This is a genomic window from Pseudomonas fluorescens (assembly GCF_902497855.1).
GTDB classification, from domain to species: Bacteria; Pseudomonadota; Gammaproteobacteria; order Pseudomonadales; family Pseudomonadaceae; genus Aquipseudomonas; species Aquipseudomonas fluorescens_BI.
Window position 1 is genome coordinate 445,233 of record NZ_CABVHU010000003.1, and the last position, 18,226, is coordinate 463,458.

At 59.5% G+C, this 18,226-nt stretch carries 15 protein-coding genes, 4 tRNA genes and 1 riboswitch; of the genes, 15 read left to right on the plus strand and 4 right to left on the minus strand.

The window, feature by feature from the left end:
- The first annotated feature begins 216 nt into the window (after positions 1 to 216).
- The 6 genes from aruF (at position 217) to astE (ending at position 6,697) form a co-directional block, all read left to right on the plus strand.
- Complete coding sequence (aruF, locus tag F8N96_RS09705) at positions 217 to 1,236, plus strand: arginine/ornithine succinyltransferase subunit alpha (RefSeq protein ID WP_064676247.1); 1,020 nt, start codon at positions 217 to 219, stop codon at positions 1,234 to 1,236.
- Positions 1,237 to 1,321: 85 nt separating this feature from the next.
- The gene (astA, locus tag F8N96_RS09710; RefSeq protein WP_150797596.1) at positions 1,322 to 2,347 is read left to right on the plus strand and encodes an arginine N-succinyltransferase; all 1,026 of its coding nucleotides are present in this window, start codon (positions 1,322 to 1,324) and stop codon (positions 2,345 to 2,347) included.
- Entirely contained in the window at positions 2,344 to 3,813 is a 1,470-nt protein-coding gene (gene astD / locus F8N96_RS09715; protein WP_191630805.1) for a succinylglutamate-semialdehyde dehydrogenase, read from the plus strand. The genes astA and astD overlap by 4 nt, the downstream gene beginning before the upstream one ends.
- 179 nt (positions 3,814 to 3,992) lie before the next feature.
- A complete protein-coding gene (gene astB, locus F8N96_RS09720) occupies positions 3,993 to 5,339 on the plus strand; it encodes an N-succinylarginine dihydrolase (protein ID WP_150797598.1) in 1,347 nt (448 codons plus the stop codon).
- Positions 5,340 to 5,387: 48 nt separating this feature from the next.
- Positions 5,388 to 5,675 carry a hypothetical protein gene (locus tag F8N96_RS09725; RefSeq protein WP_046031534.1) on the plus strand — a complete coding sequence of 96 codons (288 nt, stop codon included), beginning with the start codon at positions 5,388 to 5,390 and terminating at the stop codon, positions 5,673 to 5,675.
- Between the two features lie 11 nt (positions 5,676 to 5,686).
- Entirely contained in the window at positions 5,687 to 6,697 is a 1,011-nt protein-coding gene (astE, locus tag F8N96_RS09730; protein ID WP_150797599.1) for a succinylglutamate desuccinylase, read from the plus strand.
- A 225-nt stretch (positions 6,698 to 6,922) separates the two neighbouring features.
- On the opposite strand, the gene F8N96_RS09735 is transcribed toward astE, so the two are convergent.
- The gene (locus F8N96_RS09735) at positions 6,923 to 7,435 is read right to left on the minus strand and encodes a 6,7-dimethyl-8-ribityllumazine synthase (RefSeq protein WP_150797600.1); all 513 of its coding nucleotides are present in this window, start codon (positions 7,433 to 7,435) and stop codon (positions 6,923 to 6,925) included.
- Positions 7,436 to 7,537: 102 nt separating this feature from the next.
- A riboswitch (FMN riboswitch) is annotated at positions 7,538 to 7,709 on the minus strand.
- Positions 7,710 to 7,908: 199 nt separating this feature from the next.
- Between F8N96_RS09735 and ltaE the strand changes: the two genes are divergently transcribed.
- The 8 genes from ltaE to mgtE all read left to right on the plus strand — a co-directional run bounded on the left by ltaE (position 7,909) and on the right by mgtE (position 15,848).
- Positions 7,909 to 8,913, plus strand: coding sequence for a low-specificity L-threonine aldolase (ltaE, locus tag F8N96_RS09740; RefSeq protein ID WP_150797601.1), 1,005 nt, complete (start codon positions 7,909 to 7,911; stop codon positions 8,911 to 8,913).
- 146 nt (positions 8,914 to 9,059) lie between these two features.
- Positions 9,060 to 11,681, plus strand: coding sequence for an alanine--tRNA ligase (gene alaS / locus F8N96_RS09745; RefSeq protein ID WP_150797602.1), 2,622 nt, complete (start codon positions 9,060 to 9,062; stop codon positions 11,679 to 11,681).
- A 91-nt stretch (positions 11,682 to 11,772) separates the two neighbouring features.
- On the plus strand, positions 11,773 to 13,014 hold the full coding sequence (locus tag F8N96_RS09750) for an aspartate kinase (protein ID WP_150797603.1): 1,242 nt from the start codon (positions 11,773 to 11,775) through the stop codon (positions 13,012 to 13,014).
- A gap of 186 nt (positions 13,015 to 13,200) precedes the next feature.
- Positions 13,201 to 13,389 (plus strand): carbon storage regulator CsrA, encoded by a 189-nt coding sequence (csrA, locus tag F8N96_RS09755; protein WP_002554426.1) that lies wholly within the window; start codon positions 13,201 to 13,203, stop codon positions 13,387 to 13,389.
- A gap of 62 nt (positions 13,390 to 13,451) precedes the next feature.
- A tRNA-Ser gene (locus tag F8N96_RS09760) sits at positions 13,452 to 13,542 on the plus strand.
- A 106-nt stretch (positions 13,543 to 13,648) separates the two neighbouring features.
- A tRNA-Arg gene (locus F8N96_RS09765) sits at positions 13,649 to 13,725 on the plus strand.
- A 71-nt stretch (positions 13,726 to 13,796) separates the two neighbouring features.
- A tRNA-Arg gene (locus F8N96_RS09770) sits at positions 13,797 to 13,873 on the plus strand.
- A gap of 532 nt (positions 13,874 to 14,405) precedes the next feature.
- Positions 14,406 to 15,848: a magnesium transporter gene (gene mgtE, locus F8N96_RS09775; RefSeq protein WP_150797604.1), complete on the plus strand. Its 1,443-nt coding sequence runs from the start codon at positions 14,406 to 14,408 to the stop codon at positions 15,846 to 15,848.
- Positions 15,849 to 16,054: 206 nt separating this feature from the next.
- On the opposite strand, the gene F8N96_RS09780 is transcribed toward mgtE, so the two are convergent.
- The 3 genes from F8N96_RS09780 to F8N96_RS09795 all read right to left on the minus strand — a co-directional run bounded on the left by F8N96_RS09780 (position 16,055) and on the right by F8N96_RS09795 (position 17,347).
- Positions 16,055 to 16,381, minus strand: coding sequence for an Arc family DNA-binding protein (locus F8N96_RS09780; RefSeq protein WP_150797605.1), 327 nt, complete (start codon positions 16,379 to 16,381; stop codon positions 16,055 to 16,057).
- Positions 16,382 to 16,910: 529 nt separating this feature from the next.
- A complete protein-coding gene (locus tag F8N96_RS09790) occupies positions 16,911 to 17,090 on the minus strand; it encodes a PA3371 family protein (RefSeq protein ID WP_150797607.1) in 180 nt (59 codons plus the stop codon).
- A gap of 23 nt (positions 17,091 to 17,113) precedes the next feature.
- Complete coding sequence (locus F8N96_RS09795) at positions 17,114 to 17,347, minus strand: hypothetical protein (RefSeq protein ID WP_064676259.1); 234 nt, start codon at positions 17,345 to 17,347, stop codon at positions 17,114 to 17,116.
- 286 nt (positions 17,348 to 17,633) lie between these two features.
- On the opposite strand from F8N96_RS09795, the gene F8N96_RS09805 reads away from it, so the two are divergent.
- Positions 17,634 to 17,710: transfer RNA gene (locus F8N96_RS09805), tRNA-Arg, on the plus strand.
- The last annotated feature ends 516 nt before the right edge of the window (positions 17,711 to 18,226 follow it).

The window sequence follows — 18,226 nt, forward strand, 5'->3', positions numbered from 1 at the left end:
TCGAACCCAATTTTCATGCCGGGCCAGCCCTGATGCACCACCCCTGTGTAGGAGCCGGCTTGCTGGCGAAGGCGGCCGATAGATCGCCGCAAGGCTCTCGGGCCTCTTCGCTGGCAAGCCAGCTCCTACACAGGGGCGGCGCTTCAGGGCAATCCCGGTATTTTTTCCCCCGTCGGCCAATCGGGTCGACCTGTTTCTTGATTAAGGAGTGACACCATGCTGGTGATGCGCCCCGCGCAAATGGCTGATCTGGGCGAGGTACAGCGTCTGGCTGCGGACAGCCCGATTGGTGTCACTTCCTTGCCGGATGACGTTGAACGCCTGAGCGACAAGATCGCCGCGAGCGAAGCCTCGTTCGCCGCCGAAGTCAGCTTCAACGGCGAAGAGAGCTATTTCTTCGTCCTCGAAGACACCGCCACCGGCAAGCTGGTGGGTTGCTCGGCCATCGTTGCCTCGGCGGGCTATTCGGAGCCGTTCTACAGCTTCCGTAATGAAACCTTCGTGCACGCCTCCCGCGAGCTGAAGATTCATAACAAGATCCACGTGCTCTCCCAGTGCCACGACCTCACCGGCAACAGCTTGCTGACCAGTTTCTACGTGCTGCCGGAACTGGTGGGCTCGGCCTGGTCGGAGCTCAACTCCCGTGGGCGCTTGCTGTTCGTGGCCAGTCATCCGGAGCGCTTTGCCGATTCCGTGGTGACCGAGATCGTCGGCTACAGCGACGAACATGGCGACTCGCCGTTCTGGGACGCTATCGGTCGCAACTTCTTCGACCTCAATTACGCCGAAGCCGAGCGTTTGTGCGGGCTGAAGAGCCGAACCTTCCTGGCCGAACTGATGCCGCACTATCCGATTTATGTGCCGCTGCTGCCAGACTCCGCGCAAGAAGCGATGGGCCAGGTGCACCCGCGGGCGCAGATCACGTTCGACATCCTGATGCGCGAAGGCTTCGAGACCGATCACTACATCGACATCTTCGACGGCGGCCCGACCTTGCATGCCCGTGTCTCGGGGATCCGCTCGATCGCCCAGAGCCGTGTGGTCCCGGTGAAAATCGGCGAGCCGGTCAAAGGCGCCGGTCGTCAGTACCTGGTGGCCAACGCCCAGTTGCAGGATTACCGCGCGGTGTTGCTCGAGCTCGATTATGCGCCGGGCAAACCCGTGACCCTGGATCTGGAAGCAGCCGAAGCCCTGGGCGTCGGTGAAGGTGCCAGCGTGCGCCTGGTGGCGGTCTGACAACTGCTGCCACGGCTGGAAAACAATGCTTGGAAAAGCAGCGAAGTTTCGCGGGTGGCGCAAGCGGCCCGTTTGAGGAGATAGCATGATCGTTCGTCCCGTACGCAGCAGCGATTTACCCGCTCTGATCGACCTGGCCCGCAGCACCGGCACCGGCCTGACCACCTTGCCGGCCAACGAAGAGCGTCTGGCCCATCGGGTCGGCTGGGCCGAGAAGACCTTTCGCGGCGAAGCCGGGCGGGGCGATGCGGACTACCTGTTCGTGCTCGAAGACGACGACGGTCGCGTGGTGGGCATTTCTGCCATCGCCGGCGCCGTTGGCCTGCGTGAGCCCTGGTACAACTTCCGGGTCGGCCTGACCGTCAGTGCTTCCCAGGAACTGAATATCTATCGCGAAATCCCGACGCTGTTCCTGGCCAACGACCTGACAGGCAACTCCGAGCTGTGTTCGCTGTTCCTGCACGCCGATTACCGCACTGGCCTCAACGGTCGCATGCTGGCCAAGGCGCGGCTGCTGTTCATCGCCGAGTTCGCGCAGCTGTTCGGCAACAAGATCATCGCCGAGATGCGCGGCATGTCCGACGCCGCCGGGCGTTCGCCGTTCTGGGAAAGCCTGGGCCGCCACTTCTTCAAAATGGAGTTCAGCCAGGCCGATTACCTGACCGGTGTCGGCAACAAGGCGTTCATCGCCGAACTGATGCCGAAATTCCCGCTGTACACCTGCTTCCTGTCGCCAGACGCGCGCAGCGTGATCGGCCAGGTTCACCCGGACACCGAGCCGGCGCTGTCGATGCTCAAGAGCGAAGGCTTCAGCTATCAAGGCTACGTCGATATCTTCGACGCCGGCCCTGCGGTGGAGTGCGAAACCGTCAAGATCCGTGCGGTCCGCGACAGCCAGGCGCTGATCTTGGCCATCGGCACCCCGGGTGACGACGCCACGCCGTTCCTGATTCATAACCGCAAGCGCGAGGACTGCCGGATCACGGCGGCGCCCGCACGCTTCGCCGCCGGTACCTTGGTGGTCGATCCACTGACTGCCAAACGTCTTCAACTCAACGCCGGCGATCAAGTACGCGCCGTTCCGTTGTCCGCTGCCCGGGAGTCGAAATAATGAATTCGCTATACATCGCAGGTGAATGGCTGGCCGGTCAGGGTGAAGCCTTCCAGTCGCTGAACCCGGTGACCCAACAGATACTGTGGGAAGGCGAGGGCGCCACCACCGCTCAGGTCGAATCGGCCGTGCAAGCCGCGCGTCAGGCGTTCCCGGGCTGGGCCCGGCGCACCCTGGAAGAACGCATCACGGTGCTGGAGGCGTTTGCCGCCGCGTTGAAAAATCACGCCGATGAACTGGCGCGCACCATCGGTGAGGAAACCGGCAAACCGCTGTGGGAATCGGCGACCGAAGTCACCAGCATGATCAACAAGATTGCGATCTCGGTGCAGAGCTACCGCGAACGTACCGGCGAGAAGAGCGGCCCGCTGGGCGACGCCACCGCCGTACTGCGCCACAAGCCGCACGGCGTGGTGGCGGTGTTCGGGCCTTACAACTTCCCCGGGCACTTGCCCAACGGTCACATCGTGCCGGCGCTGCTGGCCGGTAACAGTGTGCTGTTCAAGCCGAGCGAGCTGACGCCCAACGTCGCCGAGCTGACGGTCAAGTGCTGGATCGAAGCGGGCCTGCCGGCGGGCGTGTTGAACCTGCTGCAGGGCGCACGCGAAACCGGGATCGCCCTGGCGGCGAACCCGGGTATCGACGGCCTGTTTTTCACCGGTTCCAGCCGCACCGGCAATCACCTGCACCAGCAGTTTGCCGGCCGCCCGGACAAGATCCTCGCGCTGGAGATGGGCGGTAACAATCCGCTGGTGGTCGACGAGGTGGCGGATCTGGATGCCGCCGTTTACACCATCATCCAGTCGGCGTTCATTTCTGCCGGCCAGCGTTGCACCTGTGCCCGTCGCTTGCTGGTGCCGCAAGGCGCCTGGGGCGACACGTTGCTGGCGCGTCTGGTGGCGGTCAGCCGGACGATTGAAGTCGGTGCGTTCGATCAGCAACCGGCGCCGTTCATGGGCTCGGTGATTTCCCTTGGCGCGGCGAAAGCCCTGATGGAAGCGCAAGCACATCTGCTGGCCAACGGCGCCGTGGCGCTGCTGGAAATGACTCAGCCGCAGGCCCAGGCCGCTTTGCTGACCCCGGGTATTGTGGACGTCACCGCAGTGGCCGATCGTCCTGACGAAGAGCTGTTCGGCCCCTTGCTGCAAGTGATCCGCTACGCTGACTTTGAAGCAGCGATCGCTGAAGCCAACGATACCGACTATGGCCTGGCGGCGGGTCTGCTGTCGGATTCCGAAGCGCGTTACCAGCAGTTCTGGCTGGAAAGCCGCGCGGGTATCGTCAACTGGAACAAACAGCTGACCGGTGCCGCGAGCAGCGCGCCATTCGGCGGCGTCGGCGCCTCGGGCAACCACCGCGCCAGCGCCTACTACGCCGCGGATTACTGCGCGTACCCGGTGGCCTCGCTGGAAACCCCGAGCCTGACTTTGCCTGCGGCCCTTACGCCTGGCGTGAAGATGGCGTAACGCCCATTCGCGGGCAAGTCGGATCGCCGCCCGCTCGCTCCTACAGGTTTTGTGTCGTTCACGTGAGCGGCGCACACCACAAACCTGTAGGAGCGAGGCTTGCCCGCGAAGGCCGCGACGCGGTCTCAAAGAACAGTTACCCGATGCCTAAAACAACAGATTCCCGTGGAGCCTCGCTGATGAAATCCTATGAAGTCAATTTTGACGGTCTAGTGGGGCCGACCCATAACTACGGCGGCCTGTCCTACGGCAACGTCGCCTCCCAGAGCAACAGCCAGCAGTCCTCGAACCCCAAGGAAGCGGCGCTGCAAGGCCTGGCGAAAATGAAAGCGCTGATGGAAATGGGCTTTCAGCAAGGCGTCCTGGCACCCCAGGAACGCCCTGACGTGGCCGGCCTGCGCCGCCTGGGTTTCAGCGGCACCGACGCGCAAGTGATCGAGCAGGCCGCCAGGGACGCCATGCCGTTACTGGTTGCCAGCTGCTCGGCATCGAGCATGTGGGTGGCCAACGCCGCCACGGTCAGCCCGAGTGCCGACACGGCCGACGGTCGCGTGCATTTCACAGCCGCCAACCTCAACTGCAAATATCACCGCAGCATCGAGCATCCGACCACCAGCCGCGTACTGGGGGCGATGTTCGCTGACTCGCAGCATTTCGCGCACCACCCCGCGTTGCCGGCCGTGGCCCAGTTCGGTGATGAAGGCGCCGCCAACCACACCCGTTTCTGCCGTGAATACGGCGAAGCCGGTGTCGAATTCTTCGTGTTCGGTCGCAGTGCGTTCGATACCCGTTACCCGGCGCCGCAGAAGTACCCGGCCCGCCAGACCCTCGAAGCTTCCCAGGCGGTTGCCCGCCTGCACGGCTTGAGCGATGAAGGCGTGGTGTACGCCCAACAAAACCCTTCGGTCATCGATCAGGGCGTGTTCCACAACGACGTGATCGCTGTGGGTAACGGCGAGGTGCTCTTCTATCACGAGGACGCGTTCCTCGACACCGAGCAGATGCTGGCTGAACTGCAGGGCAAACTCGCCAGGGTCGGCGGGAAATTTCAGTCGATCTGCGTACCGCGTTCCGCGGTCACCGTGGAAGACGCGGTTCGCTCCTACTTGTTCAATAGCCAACTGCTGACGCGTTTTGATGGCTCCATGCTCTTGATCGTGCCGGAAGAATGCCGTGGCAACGAGCGTGTCTGGCAGTACCTGCAAGGGTTGACCGGCTCCGGCGGCCTGATCCGCGAAGTCAAGGTTTTCGATCTCAAGCAGAGCATGCAGAACGGCGGTGGCCCGGCTTGCCTGCGGTTGCGCGTCGCCCTCAACGAAACCGAACTGGCGGCCGTCAACCAAGGCGTTATCATGACGGCACCCTTGTACGGCTCGTTGACCGAATGGGTCGACAAGCACTACCGCGACCGCATGACCGAAAACGATCTCGCGGACCCGCAATTGCTGCTTGAGTGCCGGACGGCACTGGATGAACTGACACAAATCCTTAAACTGGGCGCGGTTTATCCATTCCAGATCAATTGAAAGTCGGCGCTGCATGCGCCGACTCATCTCTAGAGAGCGTAAAAAAACATGAGCGATACCCTGCAGCTGATCCTTGAAGACACCGACGGCACGCAACTGGAAACGTCCTGCACCCGCGTCGCGGTCATGTGGCAAGGCAAAGAGCTGTGGATCCAGCACGATGGCCGCGGCCAGCTGCTGATCGGGGTGGACGTCGAAGAAGGTGACGCTGAATACGCCAACCTGCTGCTGCGCCCATTGGCAACTAATCTGGTAAGTCTGCAACTGGAAATGGAACCGGCCGAAGTCGGTGACGAAGACCACGTGCACGGCCCGGATTGCGCACACGACCACTAAGGAAGCCGCTTATGCTCGCCCTCGGCAAACTGCTTGAACTGACCCTCGCCGGCCGCGAACCGGCGGAGAAGACTCAACTGACTGTCGAAGGCGTGCGGATGCGCTGGTTGAGCGAGGGGGCGCTGGAAGTCCGGCCACCCGAAGCGCGCGACAATGGCCTGGACCTGCTGCTGTCAGCCGGCATCCATGGCAACGAGACAGCGCCGATCGAGTTGCTCGACCGCCTGTTGCATGACATCGCCCGCGGTGACGTTAAACCGCGCGCACGTATTCTGTTCCTGTTTGGCAATCCCGAAGCGATTCGCAAGGGCGAGCGTTTCGTCGAGCAGGACGTCAATCGGCTGTTCAACGGCCGGCATGAGCAAAGCAGCGGCTCCGAAGCCCTGCGCGCCTGTGAACTGGAGCGGCTGGCGGCCAGTTTCTTCAGCCTGCCGGATCGCAATCGCCTGCACTACGACCTGCACACGGCAATTCGTGGTTCGAAAATCGAGCAGTTCGCGTTGTATCCCTGGAAAGAAGGGCGCCAGCATTCTCGCCAGGAACTGGCTCGCCTGCGCGCCGCCGGCATGGAAGCGGTGCTGCTGCAGAACAAGCCGTCCATCGTGTTCAGTTCCTACACCTACGACAAGCTAGGTGCCGAGGCCTTCACCCTTGAATTGGGCAAGGCGCGGCCGTTCGGGCAGAACGACGGCGTCAATGTCGACCTGCTGGAAACCCGCCTCAAGCAGATCATCGAAGGCAACGAACCGCCGGCGAGCGAAGCGGCGCTGGATGGCTTGCAGCTGTTCAGCGTGGCGCGGGAAATCATCAAGCACAGCGATAGCTTCCGCCTGAACCTGCCAGTGGACATCGAGAATTTTTCGGAGCTGGAAGTGGGTTATCTGCTGGCCGAAGACATCGCCCAGACGCGCTGGATCATCGAGGAAGAAGGCGCCCGGATCATCTTCCCGAACCCCAAGGTGAAGAACGGCCTGCGTGCCGGCATCCTGATCGTGCCGACCACCGACGAAAACCTGGCCTGACACAGAACCCCTGTAGGAGCCGGCTTGCCGGCGAAGGCGGTGTATCAGTCACATCTATGTTGACCATGCCGCCGCATTCGCTGGCAAGCCAGCTCCTACAGGTGTAAAGATCGTTCCCACGCTCTGCGTGGGAATGCATCAATGGGCGCTCTGCGTCCGCTCTTGGATGTGACGCAGAGCGTCACCTGCGGCATCCCCACGCAGAGCGTGGGAACGATCATCAGACTAGACGGCTACCGCGCGGTGTTCACTACGACGCAACACCCGCATCTTGTGCAACGTATCCGCACACGTTTTCGCCGCTTCCTGCCCTTTATGCACGAAATGCTCGAAGAAGAACTTGTGATGCAGTTCTTCACCGGCATGGAAGTGGTGCGGGGTCAAAGACACCGAGAACACGGGCACTTCGGTTTCCAGCTGAACCTGCATCAGGCCGCTGACCACCGACTGGGCGACGAACTCGTGACGGTAGATCCCGCCATCCACCACCAGGGCTGCGGCAACGATGCCGGCATAACGTCCGGTCTTGGCGAGTAACTTGGCGTGCAGCGGCAGTTCAAACGCACCGCCGACTTCGAAGAAATCAATCTCCGATTCCTGATAACCCTGCGCAATCATTTCGGCGACGAAGCCTTTACGGCTCTGATCGACGATATCCTTGTGCCAGCAGGCCTGGATGAACGCAACGCGTTCGCCGTGATGGTTTTTGCTTTTGCTATCGATTGCGGTGGGTTGCATGTTCTGATTCCTGTTTGTGTAAAAAACAGGGCTTATGAATCGAATGGGATTTAAGGGTACGTACGCTCGCACGAATGCTGGCGGGCGGCCCTTTGGCGCCAATCCCGTTCTCTCTTCATCCGGACTATGACCGTCGGCCCCGGGATCACACCGGGTCTGCTGACCTTGTTGCCAATCACCGCCGAAGCCGTGACTGTCACCAAGCGCTCGCGGGCTATGCACGTTGCGTGCAATTACCGCCGGTGGGGAGTTGCACCCCGCCCTGAGAACGTTGTGCCACCAGATTATTTTGGTGGCGCAGCGTTTTTAACACATATTTCTCAGCTGTGCATCGCTGCTATTTGATGATTGCGATCGACTTATTTGTTGGTTCAGGCAGCCTTTTCCTGTCCAAGGCTTGATTATTAATCCGTATGACCGCAGTAATTCCTGACTGAAAGGGATTTCCCCTGTTTATTACCGAGGCCAGATTCATGAGCGTTATTGATCTTCGCAGCGACACTGTCACCCAACCGACCGCCGGGATGCTCCACGCAATGGCCACCGCGGCCACCGGTGACGACGTTTATGGCGAAGATCCGACGGTCAATCGTCTGGAAGCCGAAGTGGCAAAACGGCTGGGTTTCGCTGCCGCGCTGTTCGTGCCGACGGGCACCATGAGCAACCTGCTGGGCCTGATGGCGCATTGCGAGCGCGGTGACGAATACATTGTCGGCCAGCAAGCCCACACTTATAAATACGAAGGTGGCGGTGCGGCTGTGCTGGGGTCGATCCAGCCGCAGCCACTGGAAGTGCAGGCCGACGGTTCGCTGGATCTGTCCCAGGTTGCCGCCGCGATCAAGCCGGACGACTTCCATTTCGCCCGCACCCGTTTGCTGGCGCTGGAAAACACCATGCAAGGCAAGGTGTTGCCGCTGGCGTATCTGGCCCGGGCTCGAACCTTTACCCAAGAACAGGGCCTGGCCTTGCACCTGGACGGCGCGCGGCTGTACAACGCGGCGGTCAAGCTGGGCGTCGACGCCCGGGAAATTACCCGGCATTTCGATTCCGTGTCGGTCTGTTTGTCCAAAGGCCTGGGCGCGCCGGTCGGTTCAGTGCTCTGTGGCACGGCGGAGTTGATCGCCAAGGCGCGGCGCCTGCGCAAGATGGTGGGTGGCGGCATGCGTCAGGCCGGGCTCCTGGCGGCGGCGGGGCTGTATGCGCTGGATCACAACGTTCAGCGTCTGGCCGACGATCACGCCAATGCCCAGATTCTGGCTGACGGCCTGCGAAAGGCCGGTTATGACGTCGAACCGGTGCAGACCAACATGGTGTACGTGCAGATGGGCGACAAGGCCGAGGCGATCAAGACCTTCGTCGCCGAACGCGGGATCAAGCTCAGTGCGGCAGGCCGCTTGAGAATGGTCACGCACATGGACGTCAGTCGCGTCCAGATCGGGCAGGTCGTCGCGGCATTCGTCGAGTTTTCGCGCAACTGACAGCGTTAGCCGTCCAATTGACCCTTTCTATCGTATAAACACGCTGTACCCCGCGCGCAGGGCCGATATAATGCGGCCCTTTGCCGTCGCTTCGTCTGTTGACGTTTCGCACAGGCCTTTGGCCGCAGCCTCCGTGGAAGAACCTAATGAAAAGCGCAGAAATCCGTGAAGCCTTCCTTCGCTTCTTCGAAGAGCAAGGCCACACCCGTGTAGCCTCCAGCTCTTTGATTCCGGGCAACGACCCAACCCTGCTGTTCACTAACGCGGGGATGAACCAGTTCAAGGACTGCTTCCTGGGCCAGGAAAAGCGCGCGTACACCCGCGCCGTCTCGAGTCAGAAATGCGTGCGCGCCGGCGGCAAGCACAACGACCTGGAAAACGTCGGTTATACCGCCCGTCACCACACCTTCTTCGAAATGCTGGGTAACTTCAGCTTCGGTGATTACTTCAAGCGCGATGCAATCAGCTATGCCTGGAATTTCCTGACGTCCGACAAGTGGCTGAACCTGCCGAAAGAAAAGCTCTGGGTCACCGTCTACGCCAGCGATGACGAGGCCTACGACATCTGGACCAAGGAAATCGGCGTTCCAGCCGAGCGCATGGTTCGCATCGGCGACAACAAAGGCGCGCCGTACGCTTCCGACAACTTCTGGACCATGGGCGATACCGGCCCGTGCGGTCCTTGCACCGAGATTTTCTACGATCACGGCGCCGACATCTGGGGTGGCCCGCCAGGCTCGCGGGAAGAAGACGGTGACCGTTACATCGAGATCTGGAACAACGTGTTCATGCAGTTCAACCGCACTGCCGATGGCGTGTTGCACCCGCTGCCGGCCCCGTCGGTCGACACCGGCATGGGCCTGGAGCGGATCAGTGCCGTGCTGCAGCACGTTCACTCGAACTATGAAATCGACCTGTTTCAGAGCCTGCTCAGCGCTTCGGCCAAGGCCATCGGTTGCACCAACGACGACCAGGCTTCCCTGAAAGTGGTGGCAGACCACATCCGTTCGTGCGGTTTCCTGATTGCCGACGGCGTGCTGCCGTCCAACGAAGGTCGCGGCTACGTGCTGCGCCGGATCATCCGTCGCGCCTGCCGTCACGGCAACAAGCTGGGCGCCAAGGGCAGCTTCTTCTATCAGATCGTTGCGGCCCTGGTCGCCGAGATGGGCGAAGCCTTCCCTGAGCTGAAATCCCAGCAGGCGCACATCGAGCGTGTCCTCAAGGCCGAAGAAGAGCAGTTCGCCAAGACCCTGGAGCAGGGCCTGAAAATCCTCGAGCAGGACCTGGCCGACCTCAAAGGCGACGTGGTGCCGGGCGACGTAGTGTTCAAGCTCTACGACACCTATGGCTTCCCGATGGACCTGACCGGCGACATCGCGCGCGAGCGCAGCCTGACCATCGACGAAGCAGGCTTCGAACGCGAAATGGAAGCCCAGCGCGTCCGTGCCCGTTCCGCCAGTTCCTTCGGCATGGACTACAACAGCCTGGTCAAGGTTGATGTCGATACCGAGTTCACCGGTTACACCGCCCACAGCGGTTCGGCCAAGATCGTTGCTATCTATAAAGACGGGCAGTCGGTCGACGTACTGAGCGAAGGCCAAGAGGGCGTGATCGTTCTCGATCAGACGCCGTTCTATGCCGAATCCGGTGGTCAGATTGGTGATTGCGGCTTCCTCCAGGCTGGCTCTGCGCGTTTCGACGTGCGCGACACCACCAAGACCGGCGGTGCGTTCCTGCACCACGGTGTGCTGGACTCGGGCAGCCTGATCGTTGGCACGCCAGTTCAGGCGCAGGTGGATGCCGACGTGCGTCACGCCACCTCGCTGAACCACTCCGCGACTCACTTGCTGCACGCCGCACTGCGTCAGGTGCTGGGCGATCACGTCCAGCAGAAAGGCTCGCTGGTCGACAGTCAGCGCCTGCGCTTCGACTTCAGCCACTTCGAAGCCATCAAGCCTGAACAGCTGAAAGCGCTGGAAGAGATCGTCAACGCGGAGATTCGCAAGAACTCCGAAGTTGAAACCGAAGAAACTGATATCGAAACCGCCAAGCAGAAAGGCGCCATGGCGCTGTTCGGCGAAAAATACGGCGACAACGTGCGCGTGCTGAGCATGGGCGACTTCTCCGTCGAACTGTGCGGCGGTATCCACGCCAACCGTACCGGCGACATCGGCCTGCTGAAAATCATCAGCGAAGGTGGTGTGGCTTCGGGTGTGCGTCGTATTGAAGCGGTTACCGGTGCTGCGGCACTGGCCTACCTGAACGCGGCTGAAGAACAACTCAAGGAAGCGGCCAACCTGGTCAAGGGCAGCCGCGACAACCTGATCGACAAGCTGTCGGCTGTGCTGGAGCGCAACCGCCTGCTGGAGAAGCAACTCGAGCAGTTGCAGGCCAAGGCTGCCAGCGCGGCGGGCGACGATCTGTCGGCTTCTGCGCTGGACGTCAAGGGCGTGAAAGTGCTGGCCGTGCGTCTGGACGGTCAGGACGGCAAGGCGCTGCTGGCGCTGGTCGATCAACTGAAAAACAAACTCGGCCGCGCAGTGATCCTGCTCGGCAGTGTCCATGAGGAAAAGGTCGTGCTGGTTGCAGGCGTGACCAAAGACCTGACTGGCCAACTCAAAGCCGGTGATTTGATGAAGCAGGCCGCTGCGGCAGTGGGCGGGAAGGGCGGTGGTCGTCCAGACATGGCGCAAGGCGGCGGTACTGACGCTGGCGCCCTGGATGCGGCATTGGCCCTGACTGTTCCCTTTGTAGAGCAGGGGTTATAAGGCAGTGTGTCCGGCCCGCGGTCTAGTGGCGGGCCGGCAGGCTGTTTGAGTGATTATTTGGGCGCCCTTCATGGGCAGAGGCGGCTTTGAAATGGCTTTGATCGTACAGAAATTTGGAGGCACCTCGGTCGGTACTGTCGAGAGAATCGAACAGGTCGCCGACAAGGTTAAGAAATTCCGCGATGCCGGCGATGACCTGGTGGTTGTGCTGTCAGCAATGAGCGGCGAAACCAACCGTCTGATCGATCTGGCCAGGAAAATCAGTGGCGACGGCCAACCGGTTCCCCGTGAGCTGGATGTGATCGTCTCCACCGGTGAGCAGGTGACGATTGCATTGCTGGCCATGGCGCTGATCAAGCGTGGCGTGCCAGCGGTGTCCTACACCGGCAACCAGGTGCGGATCCTGACGGACAGCGCGCACAATAAAGCGCGTATCTTGCAGATTGACGACCAGAAGATTCGCGGTGACCTGAAGGCGGGTCGTGTAGTGGTGGTCGCCGGTTTCCAGGGCGTCGACGAACACGGCAACATCACCACCCTCGGTCGTGGCGGTTCCGACACCACCGGCGTGGCCCTCGCGGCAGCCTTGAAGGCTGATGAGTGCCAGATCTACACCGACGTCGATGGCGTCTACACCACTGACCCGCGGGTCGTGTCTGTGGCTCAGCGCCTGGACAAGATCACCTTCGAAGAGATGCTGGAAATGGCCAGCCTCGGTTCCAAGGTGCTGCAGATCCGTGCGGTGGAGTTCGCCGGCAAGTACAACGTCCCGCTGCGCGTATTGCACAGCTTCAAGGAGGGTCCGGGCACCCTCATTACTATTGATGAAGAGGAAACCATGGAACAGCCGATCATTTCCGGTATCGCTTTCAACCGCGATGAAGCCAAGCTGACCATCCGTGGCGTGCCAGACATCCCGGGCGTTGCCTTCAAGATTCTCGGCCCTATCAGCGCCGCGAACATCGAAGTCGACATGATCGTGCAGAACGTTGCGCACGATAACACCACCGACTTCACCTTCACCGTGCACCGCAACGACTACCAGGCGGCGCAGACCGTGCTGGAAAAAACCGCTGGCGAACTGGGTGCCCGTGAGGTCATCGGCGACACCAAGATCGCCAAGGTGTCGATCGTCGGTGTTGGCATGCGCTCCCACGCGGGCGTCGCCAGCCGCATGTTCGAAGCACTGGCCAAGGAAACCATCAACATCCAGATGATCTCGACCTCGGAAATCAAAGTCTCCGTGGTGATCGAAGAGAAGTACCTGGAACTGGCTGTGCGCGCGCTGCACACGGCTTTCGAACTGGACGCACCGGCCCGCCAGGGCGAGTGATGCGTTTGCCAAGGGGCGCGGTCTGACCGCGCCCTTTGTTTTTTCGAATGGCGCGACTCGAAGCTGTTCTTTTGCTCGCGCTGGTCAATACTCAGGCATGTAGGGCTACGATCGCTCCGGTTGTAGGTCGGGTGCCTTTTTTTTGCAGACAGTTGTCCCTGAAATGAATTGCGTGAGGAGAAAGGTATGCTGATTCTGACTCGTCGGTGCGCAGAAAGCCTGATTATCGGTGATGGAGAAATCACCGTGACCGTGCTCGGCGTCAAAGGAAATCAAGTGCGTATCGGTGTCAACGCCCCGAAAGAGGTTGCGGTCCACCGTGAGGAAATTTACCTGCGTATAAAGAAAGAGAAGGACGAAGAACCAAGCCATTAATTTTTATCGTTTTTTATGTTTGCAAACGGGGAAGAAGCTGGTTAATATACGCCCCGTGTTGCGGAGAGCTGGCCGAGTGGCCGAAGGCGCTCCCCTGCTAAGGGAGTACACCTCAAAAGGGTGTCGGGGGTTCGAATCCCCCGTTCTCCGCCATTATTTGCGTAGTACGTTGTAATCTGGCTTTTTCGGTAAGTTGTTGAAATTACTAAAAAAGTGTTTGACATAGAGATTAGACGGCCTATAATGCGCGGCAACAAATGCACTCGTAGCTCAGCTGGATAGAGTACTCGGCTACGAACCGAGCGGTCACAGGTTCGAATCCTGTCGAGTGCACCATTTAAGAGTTGTTTGCAGCAATGCGAATGACTTGGCTCCAACCAGTTGTGATCTGGTATAAAAACACAAATGCACTCGTAGCTCAGCTGGATAGAGTACTCGGCTACGAACCGAGCGGTCACAGGTTCGAATCCTGTCGAGTGCACCAAACACCAAAAAGCCTGCGTCTAACGCGGGCTTTTTGCTGTCTGGGATTTGGCTTTTTCCTGTTGCAACCTTTCTCCTCAATTCTGGCCTATGCACCACGACCTCGCCTGGGGTTGTGACCGCTGCGCGTGCTCGAATTCATTTCCGATCTTCTCCGGTTTGCCGGGGACGCTTTTGATGCCCTGTTGTCTCATACGGGGACGATGCGTTGGTCGAGGTTCTTCCGTGAGGAACCTCCCAAAGGGGATCACTGCATTATTGGGCGGTGGTGTGTTTTCTTTCCGGGATAAGTCGTCGCATTTTCATGGATCAGGACAGGGCTCAGGTTTATCTCGCAACCGCTTGTTTCCACCCGCGATTTTTTAACGTTTAAAACCGTCGGGCGGTGTATCATTGCGCCCGTCAGCCCCGCCGGGGCTTGTGGAATACCTCCATGGACTTACCCAGTAGTTACTCAGAAAACCGTTTTTCCAATCATGAATTGACTGATTGATCCTTCCGGCGCGCTCCGCTGCTGGGAGTGGAGTTCGCCTATGTCTGAAGTAGAAGTAAAGAAAACACAAGAAAGCTTGCAGGACCGCCTCGCTCAAGTCGTTGAGCTGCTGCAGCGCCAGCGGGTGGTCGAAGACCTGACTCATCGCCAGGAAGGCCCGCATCACGAGCGGGTCGAGAACCTGGTTCACCGGCAGAATCTCGTCGAGCTGCAACGCAAGCTCGATGACCTGCACTCCGCCGACGTTGCCTACATCCTCGAAGCCTTGCCGCTGGACGATCGCCTGACGCTTTGGCAACTGGTCAAGGCCGATCGCGACGGCGACATCCTGCTCGAAGTCTCCGATTCGGTCCGTGAAACCCTGATCGCCGACATGGACGATCACGAGCTCCTGGCTGCCGCCAAGGACATGGATGCCGACGAACTTGCTGACCTGGCTTCCGAGCTGCCGCGAGACGTCGTCCATGAGCTTATGGAAACCCTGGATAACCAGCAGCGTGAGCGCGTGCGGTCGGCCCTGTCCTATGACGAGGAGCAGGTCGGTGCGCTGATGGACTTCGAGATGGTGACAATCCGTGAGGACGTCAGTCTCGAGGTGGTCTTGCGCTACCTGCGTCGCCTCAAGGAGCTGCCGGGCCATACCGACAAGCTGTTCGTGGTCGATTATGGCGGCGTGCTCAAGGGCGTGTTGCCGATCAAGCGTCTGCTGGTCAATGACCCGGACAAACAGGTGGCTGAAGTCATGGCCAGCGATCCGGTGAGTTTTCACCCGGATGAAGATGCCTACGATGCCGCCCAGGCGTTTGAGCGTTACGACTTGATCTCGGCGCCCGTCGTCGACAAGAACGGCAAGTTGATCGGCCGTCTGACCATCGATGAAATGGTCGACCTGATCCGTGAAGAGAGCGAAAGCGAAATGCTCAACATGGCAGGTCTGCGCGAAGAAGAAGATATCTTCGCCTCGGTCTGGAAGTCCCTGCGCAACCGTTGGGCCTGGTTGGCTGTGAACCTGGTTACCGCCTTCGTCGCCTCCCGGGTGATCGGCCTGTTCGAAGGTTCCATCGAGAAGCTGGTGGCGCTCGCGGCATTGATGCCGATCGTGGCAGGTATCGGCGGCAACTCCGGCAACCAGACCATCACCATGATCGTTCGCGCCATGGCGCTGGACCAGGTGAGTACGGGCAACACGTCGCGTCTGATGCGCAAGGAGTTGGCGGTAGGCCTGATCAATGGCCTGGTGTGGGGAGGGGTGATCGGTGTCGTCGCCTATCTGCTTTATGGCAGCTGGTCACTTGGCGTGGTAATGACCGCTGCCATGACGCTCAACCTGTTGCTCGCCGCCTTGATGGGGGTATTGATTCCCATGACCCTGGCACGGCTTGGTCGTGATCCGGCGATGGGGGCCAGTGTGATGATCACCGCCATGACCGACAGCGGCGGCTTCTTCATCTTCCTTGGGTTGGCGACGATTTTCCTGCTCTGATTTCCATTGCCTGAAACCCGCCAATCCGACTGGCGTCCCCCGTAGGAGCCAGGCTTGCCGGCGAAAGCGACCTCGGGACCGCCTTCGCCGGCAAGCCTGGCTCCTACAGGAAAACCCCATAACCCGCTGATTGGCGGGTTTTTTTACGCCCGAATTTCAGGCAAAAAAAAGCCAGCGATTACGCTGGCTTGGGGCTTTCGTATGAATCAGGACGCGTCTGCGGCCATCTCGGCGTCGTGGGCAATCAGCGAAACCAGGGCGTTCTGCTGGCGGTGGGAAAGCTGGCGGAAGCGTTGCAACAGTTCGCGTTCGTGCAGTGACAGCTCCGGGCTGTCCAGGCGCATGCTCAGTTCTTCGCCTAGAGCGCCTTCCTGAATCAGGCTCTGCTCAAGGCGCGCGATGATTTCGGAGTTCATGCTGCGATGATGATTGCGAGCCACCTCGGCAATGCGTTCACGCATCCCGTCTGGCAGACGTACGACGAACTTGTCAGCCGTACGGCTGGAATAAATTGCCTGTTTCTGTGGGCGCATATATTTAACCGGTTAGTTCAGGGGAGCGGTTCTCGGGATTGGCCGCAGGATGTCTGATAGGACAAGCGCACTGGCCAAATGTTCAACCTGAATTGATACAGGCCAGCATCATGCCTCAAGGTAGCCAGTTCGTTGGCGTCAATTCTGTGACAAATATTGAACTGGATAAAGGCGTTCTGCCAGCACCTGTTATCAGAAATGCGGACTGGTTGGAAAGTTTGACCTGTCCGTATCGCTGGCCGCGTCCGGTTGCCCGACTGGTGATGTCCGAAGACGCCGGAAGGTGCATTTTATGCGGATTCTTTCAATGTTCCTTAGTAATACAGGATAGTGGCAAATGGCCGATTTACTAGGGTGCATGCGTACTGATACGCGATTACAGGATGGATGGCAGCCTGATTTGCTTTGAGAGCTCCCCTTTGTCCGGCGAGAGGGCTGGCTCACATTCTTAGCGCACGAGCCTCGGCGGCGTCGAATGACGAGAAGCGCTGCGCAATGCCGTGGCTGACTGCCATGAGTCTGCGGGTTGTCAGCGTAAAACGGGATCGAACTTGATCCTGCGCCCTGCGACCAATGCCGCCATAAACAGTGTGCCAAATACACCGCAGGCAATGAGCGGTAAGGTGAGGAGCCTGTCCTCGACCAATGACAGATGAAAAATGCCGCACAGTAACGTCAGGACGAAAAATCCGGCTGCTGATTTGGACATGCTGTGCTCCTGACGGGGGGGCTTCAAAAAACCAGGCGTTCTGAAGTGGGTGCTGGCAGCAGGATCTTCTCCTGGCTCACATCCTGGCCTGCAAAGCCGCGCTGATCGTTCATGACTGCCAACTGCGGCGCTTTTTGCAGCTGGAGGTAGTGGGGTGTTCGTTGGGCAACCGGTTCAGTGCCGTTCTCTGGAGCAAAATGAAACCCCAGCAGGACTGCCAGGGCGATCGCGTTCGAGAGTAAAAGGGCGCTGTTCATGAGGGCTGACCTCCGTTGTTCTATGAGGAAACTGAAGCAGCCGGCATGCCAAGCCTTCATTTGCGATTAAAGTATTTAAAATCAAATAGATAGAGTCTCTGGTCAAGCAAGGGATCTTGCATTTTGCAATGGTGGCTTTTTGAGGTGATGCAATTTGCACGGTCAGCGACGTCGCGCGGCCTTGAAGTATCTGCCTACACTTAAAAAGCCTACGGACGACATGACAAAAGCAGGCCCTACCGTTAACATGCTCGCCGTCCAGCACCGCGCTTGCGGGGCGACGTGTGTCTCAGTAGCTCAATTGGATAGAGCATCCCCCTCCTAAGGGGAAGGTTGGCAGTTCGAACCTGCCCTGGGACACCATATAATTCAACGAAGGCAATTCGCGTTTTTCCTCAACAGCCTTGTGCTGGCGGGGTAGGGCAGTTGCTTCAGGCATGAAAAAGCTCCGCTCAGGGATTCAATCCTGGCGGGGCTTTTTTTGTTTTGGCGGCAAGGATCTGGACGGCATTGCAAGGCTTGTTGTCGAGCACTGATGATTCCTTCTATATAGAGGGCGCTGGTGTGCGCTCTTGCCGAAGGAAACGGACTGTTTTGCGGCCTTTGAAAGGTTATTGATAGAAGAGCGGAATTAACGCTTGACGGCAGATTCTGGAAGTCTATAATTCGCCCCACTTCCGGCGCAGTCGAAACGGAAAACTCCTTGGTAAACAAAGAGTTACGCAGTTTTCGGCAGCGAGTTGCTTCAGGTTATCGAAGCCCAGAAGGAGTTGATCAGGCAGTGTGTTGTCGCCTTATCAACGGTTCGATCTTCTCGGTCGAAAGCGGAGAAAAAGAGGTGTTGACAGCAGCGACTAACGCTGTAGAATTCGCCTCCCG

Excerpts from the sequence above, each read along its gene's own strand:
- F8N96_RS09750 (WP_150797603.1), top strand. The coding sequence starts at position 11,773 with ATGGCTTTGATCGTACAGAAATTTGGAGGCACCTCGGTCGGTACTGTC.
- astE (WP_150797599.1), top strand. The coding sequence starts at position 5,687 with ATGCTCGCCCTCGGCAAACTGCTTGAACTGACCCTCGCCGGCCGCGAA.
- aruF (WP_064676247.1), top strand. The coding sequence starts at position 217 with ATGCTGGTGATGCGCCCCGCGCAAATGGCTGATCTGGGCGAGGTACAG.
- F8N96_RS09735 (WP_150797600.1), bottom strand. The coding sequence starts at position 7,435 with ATGCAACCCACCGCAATCGATAGCAAAAGCAAAAACCATCACGGCGAA.
- mgtE (WP_150797604.1), top strand. The coding sequence starts at position 14,406 with ATGTCTGAAGTAGAAGTAAAGAAAACACAAGAAAGCTTGCAGGACCGC.
- csrA (WP_002554426.1), top strand. The coding sequence starts at position 13,201 with ATGCTGATTCTGACTCGTCGGTGCGCAGAAAGCCTGATTATCGGTGAT.
- F8N96_RS09790 (WP_150797607.1), bottom strand. The coding sequence starts at position 17,090 with ATGTCCAAATCAGCAGCCGGATTTTTCGTCCTGACGTTACTGTGCGGC.
- alaS (WP_150797602.1), top strand. The coding sequence starts at position 9,060 with ATGAAAAGCGCAGAAATCCGTGAAGCCTTCCTTCGCTTCTTCGAAGAG.
- F8N96_RS09795 (WP_064676259.1), bottom strand. The coding sequence starts at position 17,347 with ATGAACAGCGCCCTTTTACTCTCGAACGCGATCGCCCTGGCAGTCCTG.
- astB (WP_150797598.1), top strand. The coding sequence starts at position 3,993 with ATGAAATCCTATGAAGTCAATTTTGACGGTCTAGTGGGGCCGACCCAT.
- ltaE (WP_150797601.1), top strand. The coding sequence starts at position 7,909 with ATGAGCGTTATTGATCTTCGCAGCGACACTGTCACCCAACCGACCGCC.
- F8N96_RS09780 (WP_150797605.1), bottom strand. The coding sequence starts at position 16,381 with ATGCGCCCACAGAAACAGGCAATTTATTCCAGCCGTACGGCTGACAAG.
- F8N96_RS09725 (WP_046031534.1), top strand. The coding sequence starts at position 5,388 with ATGAGCGATACCCTGCAGCTGATCCTTGAAGACACCGACGGCACGCAA.
- astA (WP_150797596.1), top strand. The coding sequence starts at position 1,322 with ATGATCGTTCGTCCCGTACGCAGCAGCGATTTACCCGCTCTGATCGAC.